Here is a 16,132-nt window from a genome sequence, read left to right on the forward strand (position 1 = left end):
ACAACCAGGGGACGACCACGAAAGTAGGGGACGAAGCCCTCCCCAACTCCGAGGCCACCACCCCCGCCTGAGCCCCCACACGAAAGTAGGGGAAGAGTTCCTCCCCCACTTTCCGGCTCCTCCCCCAGATACAACCAGGGGACGACCACGAAAGTAGGGGACGAAGATTCGTCCCCTACTTTCGTCGGACTACTTCTGCCAGCCGATGTCCTCGATCGGTCCGATGTAGAACAGGCCGGCGCCGTAGTTCGCCAGGCCCTTCTTGACCGCGACCATCGTCGGCCCATTGGTCAACGGCAGGTCCGAATACTGCGCGAACGCCTTGCGTTCCACCTCGTTGCCTGCCTTGATCTGAGCCATCGGATCGGCGATCTGCGCGACGCGACGGATCTCGGCGTCGAGTTCGACCGATCCGGCACCGGCCTTGTTCAACTGTGATCCCTTGCACCAGATCTGACAGAGGTACGCCATGCCGAACGGATCGCTGGAGGAGAAGGCCATCAGGAAGATGTCGAACTCCTTGTTGACGATCACCTTGGAGAAGTCCGACGTCGGTCGCTGCTGAATCTGCAGGTCGATACCGATCTTCCCCATCATCACCTGCAGCGCTCGCGCACTGTTCTGCGAACTCGGCGAATCACCGAGAATCGGCAGGGTCAGGGACAGTCGTTGCCCGTTCTTCTCCCGCGTTCCGTCGTCTCCGGGACGCCAACCCGCCTCATCCAGAATGGCTTTGGCCCGAGCCTCGTCGTAGTCGATGATCCCGGCGACGTTGTCCTCATAACCCGGCTGGAACGAGTACATGGCGAGTGAGCCCGGCAGCGGCTCGGTGAAGTTCAGTCCGCTGAAATCGATACGAGCCAGGGTCGCCCGGTCCACCCCGCGCAGCAAGGCCTCACGCACCCTGATGTCCGAGAGGGTCGGGGTGTCGAGATTGACCACGATGAGTGACTGCGACGGCGACCCTGAGGTACGGATGTCGATGTCGTTCATGGTGATGACCTGCGCGCGAGAATCCTTGCTGCCCACGCCGATCGCATCCAACTCACCGTTGCGGAAGGCGTTGATCGCCGCCTGCGGTTCCATCTGCCGGAACCAGCGACGATCCAGCTTGCCCGGTTTTCCCCACCACTTCGGATTGCGTTTGAAACTGACGATGGCATTGTTTCGGTCGTAGGAGGCCACCGTGTACGGCCCGGCGCCCAGTTCCGGGTGCGGTTGCTGAACGTAGCCCTTGTTGTAGAAGTCGGGGACTGCGGCCTTGGGGTGCAACACCGAGTTGAACAGACCGTCCGGCCATGCCCACACCCCCTTGAAGCGCACCACTGCCTGCCGGTCGTCGACGCCCCGCGTCACCGACTCGATCTGGTCGTAGCCGTCGGTGGAACTGACGATGTAGCTCGGATCGGTGCCCGCACTGGTCTTCCAGGTCGCCACGAAGGCGCGGTAGTCGATCGGTGTCCCGTCATTGAAGTAGGCCTTCGGATTCACGGTGTAAGTGACCACTGTGCGCCCGCCGACCAGCGCCTTGTCCACCTTGGTCAGATAGTCGGGGTTCGGCGAATAGATCCCGTCCGGCGAGAAGAAGGCGAGCACCGGGTTGTACCAGTTCCACAGGGTTCGGGTGTAGGCGGTGCCGTCGGCGTGAAAGGTGTTCCACTGCGCGGTGACCTCGCCGATGGCGGTGGTGAGTGTCCCACCGTCGCGGATGTTGTCACGTGGCTGCGGATTCAGGTCGGCACCGGTCGTGTTGACTGGTCCGCTGTCGAGCGAGACCCCACATCCGGTGGCACCGGCGACCACGAGACCGACCGTGACCAGCACAATCAGTAGGCGTTTCATGCGTCCACCCCCAGGTAGTGACAGGCCGCCTCGTGATCGGCGGATGCGGCGGCCTCAGCGCGAAGTGTCGGTACCTCGGCACGGAGCGTCGGTGCCTCGGTGCGACAGCGTTGTTGCCGATCCGGATCCAGCCGGGCGTGCAACGGACACCGCCCGGCGAAGGCGCAGCCGACGATCTCGGCGGTCGGGCTGGGTTGCTCACCGGTCAGCGGGACGTAGTTGCGGTTGCGTTGCGCCACCGGATCCGGAATCGGCACGGCCGACAACAGTGCCCGAGTGTAGGGATGCGCGGGCTCGTCGAAGACGGTTTCGGTCTCGCCGACCTCCACGAACTCGCCGAGGTACATCACCGCCACCCGGTCGGCAAGGTGACGAACCACGGATAGATCGTGTGCCACAACCAGATACGCCACATCGCCAACCGACTGCAGTTCGCGGATGAGGTTGACGATATCGGCCTGCACGGACACGTCGAGTGCGGACAGCGGTTCGTCGAGGATGATCAGCGACGGCTCGGTCGCCAGCGCACGGGCAATCGCCAGCCGCTGACGTTGCCCACCGGAGAAGGCTGCCGGAAACCGGTCGGCATGGGCCGGATCCAGACCGACCCGTCGCAGCAGCCCCTCGACCTTGGCGTCGGCCTCCGCACGCGGCACCCCCAGTGCGCGTAGGGGTTCGACGACGATGTCGAAAGCGGTGAAACGCGGATCGAGGGCCTCGGCCGGATCCTGGAAGACGATGGAGACCTCACGGCGCAGCGACCGCGCCTCCCGTTTGGGCACCGCGGCCGGATCGACACCGCCGATGCGGACCACGCCCGCCGGCTGTGCGAAGTCCATCACCTCCAGGAGTGTCGTCGACTTGCCGCTGCCCGATTCACCGACGATGGCCAGCGATTCGCCGCGCCGGATGTCGAAGGTCACACCGTTGACCGCACGCACCGTACCCACCCGGCGTTTGAGTAGCCCGCTCGTCAGTGGGAACTCCTTACGGAGATTCTCGACCTGCAGCACCGGTGGCCGGTCGTCCCGAGGTGCCCGATCGGCTCGCGAATCAGGTTGCGGCAGAGGATAGATCGGCGAACCATCGATCGCACCATCGGCAATATCGTCGGCGCGCACGCACGCGACCAGATGGTCGGGCACGGACTCGGCCCGGCCGGCTCCGATCGCACGCAGAGCAGGTTCGGTGCTGCGGCATTCGTCTCGGGCGATCGGGCAGCGCGGCGCGAACAGGCATTCGTCGGCCGGGTCGATGAGCAACGGTGGCGTACCCGGAATCGGGGTCAACGTGTCCGAGCGCCGGTCGACACGCGGGACCGCTTCGAGCAGGCCGACCGTGTACGGCATCCGGGGCGCGTGGAACAGCGTGTCCACGTCGGCGGTCTCCACCGCGCGGCCGGCATACATCACCACCACGTCGTCGGCACTGCCCGCGACCACCCCGAGGTCGTGGGTGATCAGCAGCACCGCGGCGCCGGTCTCCCGCTGCGCGGTGTCGAGCAGTTCCAGGATCTGCGCCTGAATGGTCACGTCGAGTGCGGTGGTCGGCTCGTCGGCGATGATCACCGACGGATCGTTGGCGATCGCCATCGCGATCATCACACGTTGACGCATACCGCCGGACAGCTCATGCGGAAAGGCCTTGGCACGACGCGCCGGATCCGGGATGCCGACGAGTCCGAGCAGCTCCACCGCTCGCACCCAGGCTGACTTCTTCGTCAGCTTCTGGTGTGCCTGAAGGGCTTCGACGATCTGATCGCCGACGGTGAACACCGGGGTGAGCGAGGACAGCGGATCCTGGAAGACCATCGCGATCTCCCGGCCCCGGATCGTCGACATCTCCTTGTCGGACCGGCCGTTCAGCTCACGCCCGTGCAGGCGTACGGACCCACCGACTCGTGCGCTGTCGGGCAGCAACCCGAGGATGGCCATCGCCGAGACCGACTTGCCAGAACCCGATTCGCCGACGATGGCGGTGGTCATGCCCGCGCGCAGGTCGTAGGACAGTCCGCGCACCGCGTCGACCCGGCCGGCCTCGCTGCCGAACGAGACGGTCAGGTCGGCGACGGACAGCACCACGTCGCCATGCTCCGGCGTGCCGACGGCGTCGGCCAGGATCTCGGTGTCGAGACTCATTTCGCCTGTCCCTTCGTCGAAGTCGGGTCGAAGGCATCGCGCAGCCCGTCGGCGACGAGCGCCATCGACACGGTCAGCAGCACCAGCACCCCGGCCGGGAACCAGAACAGCCAGGGCGAGGCGGCCAGCGAGCCGGTTCCGGCCTGCAGCAGCGACCCCAGGGACACGTCGGGAATCTTGATACCGAAGCCGAGGAAGGATAGGCCGGTCTCGGTCAGCACGGTGGCGACCATGCCAAGCGCGAAGTTGATCACCAGCAGCGATGCCATGTTGGGCAGGATGTGCCGCACGATGATGGTCACCGGACGCACACCCAGATAGCGTGCGGCGGCCACATAGTCACGTTCGCGGATGGTCAGCGCCATCGAATGGACCACGCGGGCCAGCATCATCCAGCCGAAGGCGACGAGCACCACGATCAGCCACCGCCAGTCGCCGCCGGTCTTGTTGGAGACCAGCGCGAGGATCAGGAAGGACGGCACCACCAGCAGGATGTAGATCGATCCCAAGATGATCCGCTGCACCCAACCACCGAAGTAGGCGGACAACCCGCCGAGCAACGCCGCGATCGCGGTGGTGGACACCGAGACCGAGACCGCGATCACCAGCGATCGTTGTAGACCGTGGACAACCTGCGCGTACAGGTCGTTGCCGGCGTCGTTGGTCCCGAACCAGTGTTCGGTCGACGGCGGGAACCCGATCGCCAAGAAGTCGGCGTCGCTGTAGGACCACTGGCCGATCATGCCGCCGAAGATCGCGAAGATCACCAGGAACACGAAGATGGCCAGGCCGACCAGCGCCAGGGTGTTACGTGCGAACCGCTTGGCCAGGATCCGGGTTCGACCGCCTCGATGCCGGGCGATCGGTGCCGGCGGGGTGGCGCTCTCAGCGAGCAGTCCGCCGGTTTCACCCATGATCGGCGCGGACGCGGTATCCCCGGCTCCGGGGGCGCCGCGCCGCGGTTCGGGGGGCATCATCGTCATCTCAGCTCACCCGCACTCTCGGATCGAGGTACACCACGAACAGATCGGCGAGGATCGCGCCGACCGCGGTCGCCACCGCGCCGAAGGCCGAGACCGCCACGACACCGTGGATGTCGTTGGTGTTGATCGACGTGACGAAATAGCGGCCCATCCCCTCCCACCCGAAGATGGTCTCGGTCAGCACCGCTCCGGTGAACACCGCCGGGATGGCGAAGGCGATACCCACGGCGACCGGGATGATGGCGGTACGCAGGGCGTGCCGCCGAACGGCCCGGCCACGGGTGAGGCCCTTGGCCCGGGCGGTCCGCACGTAGTCGGCGTTGATCGTGTCCAGCAGCAGCGAACGCTGGAGGATGTGCAGACCGGCATAGCTGGTGATGACGAGTGTGATGGTCGGCAGGATCAGATGTTGCACCCGATCGGACAGCACCGGCCAGAAGCCGTGGACGTCGAGGCTTTTCGCGCCGGACACATAGACCAGGGAGTCGCCGGCGGCCTGATTGAGCGAGATGGCCGCCAGCACGATGCCGAGGCCGACCACCGCGACCGGCAGGTTGATGGTCACCAGGGAGACGAACTGCAGCACGCGGTCGGACACCTTGTACTGCCGCAGCGCGGTGTAGACACCGAGGGCGATGCCGAGCAGCGTGGAGATGATCGTCGCCGCCGCCAGGAGTTGGACCGAGGACCAAGCCCGGAAGGAGATCTGCTCGTTGACGCTGAGGCCGACCGGACTGTTGCCCCAATCCCAGTGCAGCAGGATGTTGGTGAGCCAGGTCCACCACCGCTCCAGCAGCGGGACCTTGTCATTGAGGTTGTAGGTGTCCAGCGTCGCGTCGACGACGTGTTCCGGCAACGGCGGGCGACGAACCGCGTAATTCGAGCGCGGATCGAGCATGGCGGTGGCAAGGAAATACGTCAGGTTGGTTGCGACGAATACCAGGACAGCCCACACCCCGATGCGCTTGCACAGGTATGCGATCACATGCGCTCCACGGTGTCGTACGGACAGGCTTCGGTCGGGCTCGCTGTACAGAGCTGGTGTACGGCTGAGGTGATCATTCTGTCAGCGCGAGCACGCTGGTGCCTTGTTTCCGTCTCGGGCGTGGCGAAGGCACCACCGAAGGAGCGCGAAAAACAGGGTCCCGCATCGCATCGATGCGGGACCCTGTGGTCGGTTGTGCCGGATCAGGCCAGAGCTTTGGCCTTGAGTGCCTCGAACTCCTGCGGACTGATCGCACCGGAGTCGAGCAGTGCCTTGGCGTCGGCGATCTGCTGGGTCGGCGAATGGCCGGCGACCGAGCGGATGTATTGGTCGGACGCCTGCTTCGCCTCGGCGTAAGCCTCTCGCTGCCGTTCCGCCATTCCCTTGCCCTTGACGAGCAGATAGATCAATGCCGTCAGATACGGGAATATGATCAGGAAAACGACCCAGACCGCCTTCTGCCAACCCGATGCCGCCTTGTCACGGAAGAGGTCCGAGATGATGTGCCAGAGAATGATCAGGTACGCGATGAACGCGAAAATGACGATCGTGTACCAGATGAAATCCCAGAACGAGTCCCACATAGGGCCGGCTCCTTCACTAATGAGTGCAGGTCAACTCCGCGGATGACCATTGCCGAAAGCATCTCACAGCCCATACCCCTACAGATGGCTGTCAGTGCGAAATGTCGGATTTCAACCGCCAATTCATCAAATTAGGGTGAGGCCATGCACGACACAGCGACATCCAGTCCCGAACTGGGACTCGACACCTTCGGCGACAACACCGTCGACGACCACGGGGATCGGGTCAGCGACGCCCAGACGCTGCGTGACGTCCTCGACCAGGCGGTGCTCGCCGACGAGGTCGGGGTCGACTTTCTCGGCGTCGGCGAACACCATCGCGACGACTACGCGGTATCCGCACCGGAGGTGCTGCTGGCCGCGATCGCCGCGCGGACCAGCCGCCTCCGGCTCGGTTCGGCGGTGACCGTGCTCAGCTCCGACGACCCGATCCGGGTCTACCAGCGGTTCGCGACGCTCGACGCACTCTCCTCCGGCCGCGCCGAGGTGATCCTGGGACGCGGTTCCTTCACCGAGTCCTTTCCGCTGTTCGACTACGACCTGGCCGACTACGAGGAGTTGTTCTCCGACAAGTTGTCGCTGTTCGCGCGGCTGCGCGAAGGTGAGCCGGTGACCTGGTCGGGGGCCACGCGCGGGCCGCTGCGTTCCCAATCGGTGTTTCCCGCTCTGGAGACGCCACCACTGCCCACCTGGATCGCGGTGGGCGGCAGCCCCGAATCCGTGGTGCGGGCGGCCACCTACCGACTGCCGCTCATGCTCGCGATCATCGGGGGCGACCCACTGCGATTCAAACCCTATGTCGACCTGTTCCATCGCGCCTCAACCGAATTGGGCACCGAGACACTGCCGGTGGGTGTCCATTCGCCGGGCCACGTCGCCGACACCGACGACCAGGCGCGCGAAGAGCTGTGGCCGCACTACCGCGGCTATGTGGCCCGGATCGGTGCCGAACGTGGCTGGCCGCCGCCGACCCGGATCGAGTTCGAGCGCTCGACCGGACCGTCGGGATCGCTCTACGTCGGCTCACCCGAGACCGTCGCCCAGAAGATCGCCGGCACCGTGACCGCGCTGGGCCTGAGCCGATTCGACATGAAGTACTCGCACGGCACCCTCCCGCACCGCAATCTGATGCGGAGCGTGGAATTGTATGGCACGCAGGTCATTCCACGAGTCAGGGAGATTCTCGCCGACAGGCAAGGGTGAGCAGGAAATCCCCCGCCACGTCGGTCCACTGCGCGACTGCGGGCAGGCCCACCGACGCCAACTCCGCAGCGAGGGCAGCCGGCTCGAACTTCGTGCTGATCTCGGTATGGATCTCGGCACCGGCGGGCAGGTGCCACGCCTTGCCGAGCACCTCGAACCAGGCGTTGACATCTCGTCGAGTCCGCAGCCACATCTCGATCCGATGCTCGGCCGGATTCCAGCGCGCGATGTGCTCGAAGTCGTCGGCGTAGAGGTTGCGCGCGTCGAGCCCGGTGCGTAGCACCTCGATCAGATTCCGGTTGAAATCGGCAGTGACACCCGACTTGTCGTCGTAAGCGGCCACCAGGCGGCCGGTGTCCTTGATGAGGTCGGCACCGAGCAGAAAGTAGTCGCCGGGAGCCAGTGCCGCCGCCAGCCGGTCGAGGAACTCGACCCGGAAATCTGGCGTGAAGTTGCCGATCGTGCCGCCGAGGAACACCGCCAGCCGCGGGCCGTTTGCGACGGGTAGCGTCAAACCGGGCTCGGTGAAGTCGGCCACCACCGGCACCACATCGAGATCTGGATAGTCGGCGCTCAGTATTTCGGCTGTGACACTGAGCATCTCGTCGCTCACGTCAACCGGAACGTAGGAGATCCGCGAACCGCCCGGGTCACAGCCGGCGACGAAGGCGTCGAGCAGCAGACGCGTCTTGGTCGACGTCCCCGACCCGAGTTCGACGATCATCTCCGCACCGGTCGTCGCCGCGATCTCCGCGGCGCGTGCGGTCAGGATCTCGGTCTCGCGTCGGGTCGGGTAATACTCGGGCAGCCTGGTGATCTCGTCGAAGAGCCGACTGCCGCGTTCGTCATAGAGCCACTTCACCGGCAGCGTCGGCGGGTCCTGCCAGAGGCCGGCCAGCGCGTCGAGTGCCAGCGGCGAATCCACCCCGGCCGTCATCGGGCCAACCGCAGTCCGGCGAAGACCCAGCGTGAGGCGGCCGGAAAGAAGTTGCGATAGGTGGCCCGCTCATGGCCGGGCGGGGTGATCGCGGACCCGCCGCGCAGCACATGCTGATCGCACATGAACTTGCCGTTGTACTCCCCAACCGCACCGTTGGCGGGCACGAATCCCGGATAGGGCAGATACGCACTGGCGGTCCACTCCCAGACGTCACCGATCATCGCTCTCCCGGCCCGGGCGGGATGACATCGACGGGGGTCGAGGAGTTGGCCACGGGCCGTTCCGGTTTCGGCGGCCGCGACCTCCCACTCGAATTCGGTGGGGAGCCGCGCACCCGCCCACCGAGCGAAGGCGTCGGCTTCATAGAACGAGACGTGTACGACCGGCTCGTCGGGAACGACCGGGCGGCGTCCGGACAGCGTGAAGGTCGTCCACTCGCCGTCCTGATCGCGCCAGTACTCCGGCGCCTGCCACCCGGCTTGTCGGATATGGGCCCACCCGTCGGACAACCAGAACTCCGGACGCCGGTATCCGCCATCGGCGATGAACTCCAGCCAGTCCGCGTTGGTGACCGCACGGTCGGCGATCTCGAAGTCCTCCAGGAAGACCCGATGCCGGGGGCCTTCGTTGTCGTAGGCGAAACCAGCTCCGGCCATGCCGATCTCCCGGATTCCACCCGATACCGACCGCCACGTCTGCGGCGCGGTCGTCGCACCGGAATCCGGTGCGCGATCGACATAGACCGGCGCAAAGGCATGTGTGGAGAAGAGGTGTTTGATGTCCATCAGCAACAGCTCCTGATGCTGTTGCTCGTGATTGCACCCGAGTTCGACGAGCGCCAACGCCGTATCGTCCAGCCGCCCGCGGTCGAGCGCATCGACCACCGCCGCATCGACATGCTCGCGGTAGCGGGTCACCTCGGTGACGCCCGGCCGGGTGACCAGGCCCCGGTCGGGGCGCGGGTGACGCTCACCCACCGCTTCGTAATAGCTGTTGAACAGATAGCGAAAGGTGTTGTCGTAGACGACGTACTCGGGATCGGCTCGGAGCACGAACTCCTCGAAGAACCAGGTCACATGCGCCCGATGCCATTTCGCCGGGCTGGCCTCGGTCATCGACTGCGGCGTCTGATCCTCGGCCGACAGCGTCGAGGAGAGGCGATCGGTCAGTGCACGCACCTCGCGAAATTGTTCCAGGAGCGGCGTTTTCGAGGGCACACCGGAATCAGCAGATTCCGGCACCGGAGAGTCGGCAGTGACCGGCGAAGTGATGCTCATAGACAACCTCCACATGTAGGCGCCGAGCGGTCGGGCGCCCGGGGCGTCGACATCGCTCTCCATCGTGTCGAGACAGTCGGCATGTGTCAACGAACATTCAGCCGACAACCATCGTCAACCAGGGGTTGACGATGGCGCTGGCGTCAACCTACGGTTGACGACATGACCGACGCGTCCCCCCCGAATCCCGCCGCTCGTATCCGTCTCGACGACCTCATCGACGCCATCCGGGCAACCCACGACGATCCGCTCGACCAACTGACCGCCGCCATGGTCGCCGCGGATCATCTCGGCGAAATGGCCGACCATCTGATCGGCCACTTCGTCGACCAGGCCCGCCGCGCGGGGGCGTCGTGGACCGCCATCGGGGCCGGCATGGGCGTGAGCAAACAAGCAGCCCAGAAACGCTTCGTCACCCGCACCAGCGCCGAGGCGCCCGCCGACAATCCGTTCGCCTCATTCACCCCGCGCGCCGCGAATGTTCTGATGGTCGCGAATGCGCGCGCCGTCGAGGCGGCCGCCGATACCGTCACCGCCGCCCGCATCGCCGACGCCCTGGCCGACGAGACCGGCAGTCTGGCAGCGACGCTCCTCAGCGGTCGCGGCGTCGACGCCGATCGTCTACATGCCACCCTCGCCGCGCTCGTCCCCGCTCCAGGCCCGGAAGACACCGCAGCAGCAGCATCCGACGGCCCCACCCTGGCGCCCTACGACGCGGGCGCGAAGAAGGTCCTGGAGACGACGGTCGCGGTTGCCGCCGAACTCGGCCACAGCTACACCGGCACCGAACATCTGTTGCTCGGCCTGTTCGCCGACGACGAACTCGCCGCCACGCTGACCGCCATCGGCCTCGACGCCGCGACACTGCGCACCGACCTCGTCACCGCCCTGGCTCAGGTGCTGGACAAACCCTGACCTCCGGTCAGTTGTCCTCGTCCAGGTAGTGCATGGCAGCTTCTTCGGCCGACGCCCCCGCCCCGTCGATCCCGACATCACTGGCGAACGCCTCGCTCTCGGTGTCGGGGCCGAAGCCCGCGTCGGGTGCCACCAGTCGTCCCGACCGTCGGTCGCCGACCTGGTCGACGGCCTCGGCGAACTCATTGTCGTGGTCAGATTCGTGTGAACGCCAACGAGTTTCGTCGCGTTCGTCGGCGTCGATCCGATCCAGCGGATCGCCGTCGTCGACGTCGGGCTCCTCTTCCCGCAGTCGCTCGTCAAGGGATTCACCCTCCCGCATCTCCTGCGCGGTCAAACCGTGCACCGCACCCTTGGGTTTGTGGTCGGGCGGCGAGTACCCCTCGTCCAGGACGTCGTCGACGCCCCGATCGTCGAGCGTGTCGCCCGGCTGCAACTGATCGTCATCGTCGAGGCTGTAGTCACCGTCTGAAGGTGCGATGTCGTTCATGCCTTCAACGATAGGTCGCATCCCGTGTCCGGTTCGGCCATTCACCTCTCGACGCCACCGGGGATCGGCCACAATCGGAGAGATGATCGAGGAAATGCAGGCCGAGGCCCAAGCCCTGATCTCGGCGGGCGAGTACACGCACGCGTTGGCAGAGTTCTCGGTGCTCCGCGAGATCCGTTCCCGCCGTGAAGGCCCCTACTCGCCGATGTATCTGTCCAACCTGCATGACTGCGTCCGGTGCACCTCGCAATTGCAGCTGTGGTCGGACTGCACCCCACTGTGCAGCGAACTCCACGGAAAGTACGTCCGGACCCATGGTCGGGGTGAGCGTGACACCGTCGACGTGGCCAAACACTGGGCGTGGGCGCTGGTGCATCTCCACGACTACCCGCCGGCGCTGCGGCTGTACCTCACCACCGCCGACGCGCTCTGGGAGGCCGATCCGCAGCAGGCGCTGCGCCTTCTCGGTGCCGCGGCGGTGTATCGCCACGGCACCGACCCCGCGTCGCTGGTGGCGCCGGGCCTCATCGACGGGGTCAAGCTGGCCCACAGCCGCGACCTGCTCTCGACGATCAACCAGCTGATCGCGGATGTACCCGACGGCTCCGATCGTGAGGGTGAGGTCACCTTCGACGGTTTCGCGCCGGCCTGAACCGCAACATCACGGGGTCGGTGCCGCGGTATCGCGATTGCGTCGCTTGAGGATGTAGGTGTCCGCCGCACTGATGCCGTGCGGCACGAAACCCACCGCCAGCAGGCCCGCGATCAACGCCAACGGCCACTCGTAGCCGCCATCGGTGGCCCAGAATCCGTGGTCGCCGTGCACGTAGTAGATCGCGCCGATCATGTCGACGATGAGCACCAGCGACACCAGCGGCAACAGCAACCCAATGATCAGACAGACGCCGCCGATCAGTTCCGCCCAGGTCGCCAGGTAGGCCGAGAACGTCGGCAACGGGATATCCAGGGACTTGAACCAGGTGGCCACGTTGTCCACACCGGTGTCGGTAAGTTTCTGCCATCCATGGGCGATGAAGATGACTCCGAGGATCGCCCTGGCCACGAACTGCGCAAGATGATTGAAACCGGCCATGCTCATCTCCTTCTGAGAGCGTCGGACCCGGTGAGTTCCGGGTTCGGCAGGTACTGTGAGTGTCCGTGACCGCGGCACACGCCGTGGCGAGAACGCGCGATCGATATCTGGACGCGTCGGGCCGGAGATCAGCTGAGGAGAGTACGTGCCGGGAAAATCTGGCTCTGGTTCACGAAACGCGAACTCAGGTCAGCCGGTACTCGGGTCACCGGCCGACATCCTCGATCCCTATCTGCCGCACAACGGCAATCTGGGCTATCGAGTATCCCGATACGACCTCGAACTCGAGTACAAGGTGGCCAGTAACCGACTGTCCGGCGGCGCGACGCTGACCGCGACCTCGGTTGCCGAACTCAGACAGTTCACCCTGGACATGGCGGCGACACTCGCCGTCGACCGGGTACTGATCAACGGCAAACGCGCGCGCTACAGCCACCGCCGCAACAAGCTGACCCTGACACCGGAATCACCGATCCCACCGGGCGGGGCGATGACCATCCTCATCCGCTACCACGGCAGTCCACGGCCCATCCACGGCCCGTGGGGTGAGGTCGGCTGGGAGGAACTCACCGACGGCGCACTGTGCGCCAATCAGCCCAACGGCGCGGCGTCGTGGTTTCCCTGCGACGACCATCCGTGCGCAAAGGCCACCTACCGATTCGCCATCACCACCGACAGCCCCTACTACGCCCTGGCCAACGGGGTCCTGGAATCCAAGCGGGTGCGTGCGGCGCAGACCACCTGGGTCTATCAGCAGGTCGAGCCGATGCCGAGCTACCTGGCGTCGATCCAGGTCGGCCAGTACAAGCAGATCACGTTGGCCACCAAGCCGATTCCGGTCCAGGCGGTGATCCCGCCGCGGCTGCAGGCGACCTTCGGCGTCGACTTCGGTCGCCAGCTGGAGATGGTCGAGGCCTTCGTCGAGATGTTCGGGCCCTACCCGTTCCCGCAGTACACCGTCGTGGTGACCGACGACGACCTGGAGATCCCGATCGAGGCGCAGAGCTTCTCCACCTTCGGCGCCAACCACTGCGACGGCACCCGCACCGCCGAACGCCTCGTCGCCCACGAACTGGCGCATCAGTGGTTCGGCAACTCGGTGACGATCGCGCGGTGGCGCGACATCTGGCTGCACGAGGGCTTCGCCTGCTACGCGGAATGGCTGTGGAGCCAGCGATCCGGCGGCCGCAGCGCCGACGAGTGGGCCCGGCATTACTACGCCAAACTCGCCGCCAACCCGGTTCGGGTGCCGCTGGCCGACCCGGGTCCGCGCAAGATGTTCGACGACTGGGTGTACAAGCGGGGGGCTATGACCCTGCACGCCCTGCGCCTGGCCATCGGCGACGGACAGTTCTTCGCGCTGCTGCAGCGGTGGACGGACAAATACCGCTACGGGTCGGTGAGTACCGAGGACTTCATCGCACTGGCCGCCAACTACTCCGCGACGCCGCTGCGTGAACTGTGGGATGCGTGGCTGTTCACACCCGCACTACCGCCCTACCCCGGCCCCGCCTGAGCCTGTCGGCCATGACCGCACCGGACAACACCGACTCAGATTCCCTCGCCGGCACTCTCGGTCGGGTCACCGTCGCCACCATCATCGCGGCCGCGTCGGGCTACCTGGTGCTGTTGATCGCCGCCCGTCATCTCGGAGCGTCGGGATATGGCGTGTTCGCGGTGTTCTGGGCCGCCTACGGCATCGTGACCGGCGCCCAGAACGGACAGTTGCAGGAGACCACCCGCGCGATCCGTTCAGCCCAGGATCATCGGCGCGACGCTCTGGGCATCGACACCCCGGCCGATCGCCCGGTGCGGATCAATGTGGCCATCGGCTTCGTGCTGGCCGCGCTCGTCGCGGTCACCGCACCGCTGTGGAGCGGGTCGGTCTTCGACGAGCAGCGCTGGCTGTCGGTGCTGCTGCTGGCCGGCGGGGTGGCGAGTTTCGCGGTGTACGCGCATCTGTGCGGAGCATTGTCGGGGGCATCGCGCTGGTCGGCCTTCGCCGTTCTCCTGTCGGTCGACGCGCTCATCCGGCTGGTGGGGGCGGTCATGTCCGCGGCCCTCGGCTGGGGCCTGACCGCCTTCCTGGTGATCACCGTTGCCGGGTCGGCGTCGTGGTGTGTGCTGCTCCTGACATCGGCGGCGGCCCGCACCGCCGTCGGGTTGCCCGGCGACGCGAACGCGCGCAGGCTGACCACCAACACACTGACCGCGATGGCCGCGGCTCTGGCCAGCGCGGTTCTCGTGATGGGTTTCCCGGTTCTCATCAAGGTCACCGCAGGCTCGGAGACGTTCGGCCACGCCGCCGACGACGACCGACTCATCGGCGCGGTGATCCTCGCGGTCACCTTGACCAGGGCGCCACTGCTGGTGCCGCTGAACAGCTTTCAGGGCGTACTGATCTCCCGGTTCGTCGATGGCCGCCACGCCATCGGGCGCGCCCTGCGCGGCCCGCTGGCCGTCGTCGCGACGATCGGCGTGCTCGGGTCGGTGGCCGCCTGGCTGATCGGTCCGTGGCTGCTGACGACGATCTTCGGCGACGACTACGACCTCGACGGCGCCGTCGTCGGTTTGCTCACGCTCGGTGCGACGACCCTCGGCCTACTGACCGTCACCGGTGCCGCGACCGTCGCCGCCGGCGCCCACCGCTGGTACGCGACCGGCTGGTGGGTGGCGACCATCGCCTCGGCTCTGATCCTGCTCATCCCCGCCGACGTCGACACCCGTTCGTGCGCCGCACTGGTCATCGGGCCGCTGGCCGGTATCGCCGTCCATGTGGCCGGGCTCATGCGTCGCACGTAGCGGCTCATCCCCGCCGCGCGACCACCGACCCGGCGCGGGCCTGCCACTGATGCAGGCGGGAGGTCGCATGCCATCGGGCGGCCCGGGCGGCATGGTTCCAGCCGCGGTCGGCGCAGCGCCGGGCTTCCTCGGCGAAGAAACTGTTCTCCTCGTCGAACCGCCGACCGTCGACGGCCCGGACCGACGACACCGACGCCCGGTGGCGGCGGTAGCGGAAGACGATCTCGGGGTCGTAGACCAGGGAGCCGCCGACCGACGCCAGGTCGACCAGCAGCGCCAGATCCAGCACGACCTCCAGGCCGGGACGGAAACCGACCTCGCGCACGGCCTCGGTGCGCCACAGCAGCGACGGGAAGTAGGTCCAGTTGCCGTGGTAGAGGCTGGTCGCGAGCTTCTCGCCGTGCAGGACGGTGGCGCGCGGCGGAGCGAGGATCGCCTTGATGCGGTCGCCGAGGGGGCGCACCGGCCGGTCGTCGGAGTCGATGACCTCGACACCGGGTGCGATCACCGACGCGTCGAGATGCATCTCCGCCAGGCTGCGCACGGTGCACAGGTAGTCGGGCAGCATGACATCGTCGCAGCCCATCACCACGAACCAGTCGTGTTGGACGAGCTCGACACACCGCCGGAAATTGCCGTTGACCCCGAGATTCGTCGGGTTGCGCAGATATCGCACCCGAGCATCGCCCAGGCCGTCGAGCCACTCGCGCGGCGTCGAATCCGGATAGCAGTCGTCGACGACCGTCAGACGGAGATCCGGCTCGGACTGGTCGAGGACACTGAGCACCGCCTGCTGGAACTGTCCGACGTCTCCATAGAAGGGCATCATCACGTCGATCGGCACCCGATCAGCCTAGTCACCACCGATCCGGGGCCGCCT

General features: G+C 66.3%; 15 protein-coding genes. 5 read left to right on the forward strand and 10 right to left on the reverse strand.

Annotation, left to right across the window (positions count from 1 at the left end):
* Nucleotides 1-189: 189 nt before the first annotated feature.
* The 5 genes from QSJ18_RS12055 to QSJ18_RS12075 all read right to left on the reverse strand — a co-directional run bounded on the left by QSJ18_RS12055 (nucleotide 190) and on the right by QSJ18_RS12075 (nucleotide 6,532).
* Nucleotides 190-1,842 carry an ABC transporter family substrate-binding protein gene (locus tag QSJ18_RS12055; RefSeq protein WP_286326714.1) on the reverse strand — a complete coding sequence of 551 codons (1,653 nt, stop codon included), beginning with the start codon at nucleotides 1,840-1,842 and terminating at the stop codon, nucleotides 190-192.
* A complete protein-coding gene (locus QSJ18_RS12060; RefSeq protein ID WP_286326715.1) occupies nucleotides 1,839-3,980 on the reverse strand; it encodes a dipeptide ABC transporter ATP-binding protein in 2,142 nt (713 codons plus the stop codon). Before QSJ18_RS12060 ends, QSJ18_RS12055 begins: the two co-directional genes overlap by 4 nt.
* Nucleotides 3,977-4,963 carry an ABC transporter permease gene (locus QSJ18_RS12065; protein ID WP_286326716.1) on the reverse strand — a complete coding sequence of 329 codons (987 nt, stop codon included), beginning with the start codon at nucleotides 4,961-4,963 and terminating at the stop codon, nucleotides 3,977-3,979. The genes QSJ18_RS12060 and QSJ18_RS12065 overlap by 4 nt, the downstream gene beginning before the upstream one ends.
* 1 nt (nucleotide 4,964) lies before the next feature.
* Nucleotides 4,965-5,948 (reverse strand): ABC transporter permease, encoded by a 984-nt coding sequence (locus QSJ18_RS12070; protein ID WP_286326717.1) that lies wholly within the window; start codon nucleotides 5,946-5,948, stop codon nucleotides 4,965-4,967.
* Nucleotides 5,949-6,151: 203 nt separating this feature from the next.
* Entirely contained in the window at nucleotides 6,152-6,532 is a 381-nt protein-coding gene (locus QSJ18_RS12075) for an SHOCT domain-containing protein (protein WP_286326718.1), read from the reverse strand.
* Nucleotides 6,533-6,676: 144 nt separating this feature from the next.
* On the opposite strand from QSJ18_RS12075, the gene QSJ18_RS12080 reads away from it, so the two are divergent.
* Entirely contained in the window at nucleotides 6,677-7,735 is a 1,059-nt protein-coding gene (locus QSJ18_RS12080; RefSeq protein WP_286326719.1) for an LLM class flavin-dependent oxidoreductase, read from the forward strand.
* Here QSJ18_RS12080 and egtD read toward each other — a convergent pair.
* Both egtD and egtB read right to left on the reverse strand, forming a co-directional pair.
* The gene (gene egtD / locus QSJ18_RS12085) at nucleotides 7,704-8,672 is read right to left on the reverse strand and encodes an L-histidine N(alpha)-methyltransferase (protein WP_286326720.1); all 969 of its coding nucleotides are present in this window, start codon (nucleotides 8,670-8,672) and stop codon (nucleotides 7,704-7,706) included. The genes QSJ18_RS12080 and egtD overlap by 32 nt on opposite strands.
* Nucleotides 8,669-9,952: an ergothioneine biosynthesis protein EgtB gene (gene egtB, locus QSJ18_RS12090; RefSeq protein WP_286326721.1), complete on the reverse strand. Its 1,284-nt coding sequence runs from the start codon at nucleotides 9,950-9,952 to the stop codon at nucleotides 8,669-8,671. The genes egtD and egtB overlap by 4 nt, the downstream gene beginning before the upstream one ends.
* 162 nt (nucleotides 9,953-10,114) lie before the next feature.
* Between egtB and QSJ18_RS12095 the strand changes: the two genes are divergently transcribed.
* Nucleotides 10,115-10,867: a Clp protease N-terminal domain-containing protein gene (locus tag QSJ18_RS12095; protein ID WP_286326722.1), complete on the forward strand. Its 753-nt coding sequence runs from the start codon at nucleotides 10,115-10,117 to the stop codon at nucleotides 10,865-10,867.
* A gap of 7 nt (nucleotides 10,868-10,874) precedes the next feature.
* Here QSJ18_RS12095 and QSJ18_RS12100 read toward each other — a convergent pair whose 3' ends face one another.
* On the reverse strand, nucleotides 10,875-11,357 hold the full coding sequence (locus QSJ18_RS12100; RefSeq protein ID WP_286326723.1) for a DUF5709 domain-containing protein: 483 nt from the start codon (nucleotides 11,355-11,357) through the stop codon (nucleotides 10,875-10,877).
* 82 nt (nucleotides 11,358-11,439) lie between these two features.
* On the opposite strand from QSJ18_RS12100, the gene QSJ18_RS12105 reads away from it, so the two are divergent.
* Nucleotides 11,440-12,009: a hypothetical protein gene (locus QSJ18_RS12105; protein WP_286326724.1), complete on the forward strand. Its 570-nt coding sequence runs from the start codon at nucleotides 11,440-11,442 to the stop codon at nucleotides 12,007-12,009.
* Between the two features lie 9 nt (nucleotides 12,010-12,018).
* On the opposite strand, the gene QSJ18_RS12110 is transcribed toward QSJ18_RS12105, so the two are convergent.
* Entirely contained in the window at nucleotides 12,019-12,450 is a 432-nt protein-coding gene (locus tag QSJ18_RS12110; RefSeq protein WP_286326725.1) for a DoxX family protein, read from the reverse strand.
* Between the two features lie 145 nt (nucleotides 12,451-12,595).
* Between QSJ18_RS12110 and QSJ18_RS12115 the strand changes: the two genes are divergently transcribed.
* Complete coding sequence (locus QSJ18_RS12115) at nucleotides 12,596-13,966, forward strand: M1 family metallopeptidase (protein ID WP_286326726.1); 1,371 nt, start codon at nucleotides 12,596-12,598, stop codon at nucleotides 13,964-13,966.
* 11 nt (nucleotides 13,967-13,977) lie between these two features.
* Complete coding sequence (locus QSJ18_RS12120) at nucleotides 13,978-15,252, forward strand: lipopolysaccharide biosynthesis protein (protein ID WP_286326727.1); 1,275 nt, start codon at nucleotides 13,978-13,980, stop codon at nucleotides 15,250-15,252.
* A gap of 4 nt (nucleotides 15,253-15,256) precedes the next feature.
* Here the strand turns inward: QSJ18_RS12120 and QSJ18_RS12125 are convergent, their stop codons facing one another.
* Nucleotides 15,257-16,096 (reverse strand): glycosyltransferase family 2 protein, encoded by an 840-nt coding sequence (locus QSJ18_RS12125; protein ID WP_286326728.1) that lies wholly within the window; start codon nucleotides 16,094-16,096, stop codon nucleotides 15,257-15,259.
* Between the last annotated feature and the right edge of the window lie 36 nt (nucleotides 16,097-16,132).

This window comes from Gordonia heveisoli, assembly GCF_030315745.1.
In the GTDB taxonomy this organism is placed as follows: domain Bacteria; phylum Actinomycetota; class Actinomycetes; order Mycobacteriales; family Mycobacteriaceae; genus Gordonia.

Excerpts from the sequence above, each read along its gene's own strand:
- QSJ18_RS12065 (WP_286326716.1), bottom strand. The coding sequence starts at position 4,963 with ATGACGATGATGCCCCCCGAACCGCGGCGCGGCGCCCCCGGAGCCGGG.
- QSJ18_RS12120 (WP_286326727.1), top strand. The coding sequence starts at position 13,978 with ATGACCGCACCGGACAACACCGACTCAGATTCCCTCGCCGGCACTCTC.
- egtB (WP_286326721.1), bottom strand. The coding sequence starts at position 9,952 with ATGAGCATCACTTCGCCGGTCACTGCCGACTCTCCGGTGCCGGAATCT.
- QSJ18_RS12055 (WP_286326714.1), bottom strand. The coding sequence starts at position 1,842 with ATGAAACGCCTACTGATTGTGCTGGTCACGGTCGGTCTCGTGGTCGCC.
- QSJ18_RS12060 (WP_286326715.1), bottom strand. The coding sequence starts at position 3,980 with ATGAGTCTCGACACCGAGATCCTGGCCGACGCCGTCGGCACGCCGGAG.
- QSJ18_RS12080 (WP_286326719.1), top strand. The coding sequence starts at position 6,677 with ATGCACGACACAGCGACATCCAGTCCCGAACTGGGACTCGACACCTTC.
- QSJ18_RS12095 (WP_286326722.1), top strand. The coding sequence starts at position 10,115 with ATGACCGACGCGTCCCCCCCGAATCCCGCCGCTCGTATCCGTCTCGAC.
- QSJ18_RS12105 (WP_286326724.1), top strand. The coding sequence starts at position 11,440 with ATGATCGAGGAAATGCAGGCCGAGGCCCAAGCCCTGATCTCGGCGGGC.
- QSJ18_RS12110 (WP_286326725.1), bottom strand. The coding sequence starts at position 12,450 with ATGGCCGGTTTCAATCATCTTGCGCAGTTCGTGGCCAGGGCGATCCTC.
- QSJ18_RS12075 (WP_286326718.1), bottom strand. The coding sequence starts at position 6,532 with ATGTGGGACTCGTTCTGGGATTTCATCTGGTACACGATCGTCATTTTC.
- QSJ18_RS12100 (WP_286326723.1), bottom strand. The coding sequence starts at position 11,357 with ATGAACGACATCGCACCTTCAGACGGTGACTACAGCCTCGACGATGAC.
- egtD (WP_286326720.1), bottom strand. The coding sequence starts at position 8,672 with ATGACGGCCGGGGTGGATTCGCCGCTGGCACTCGACGCGCTGGCCGGC.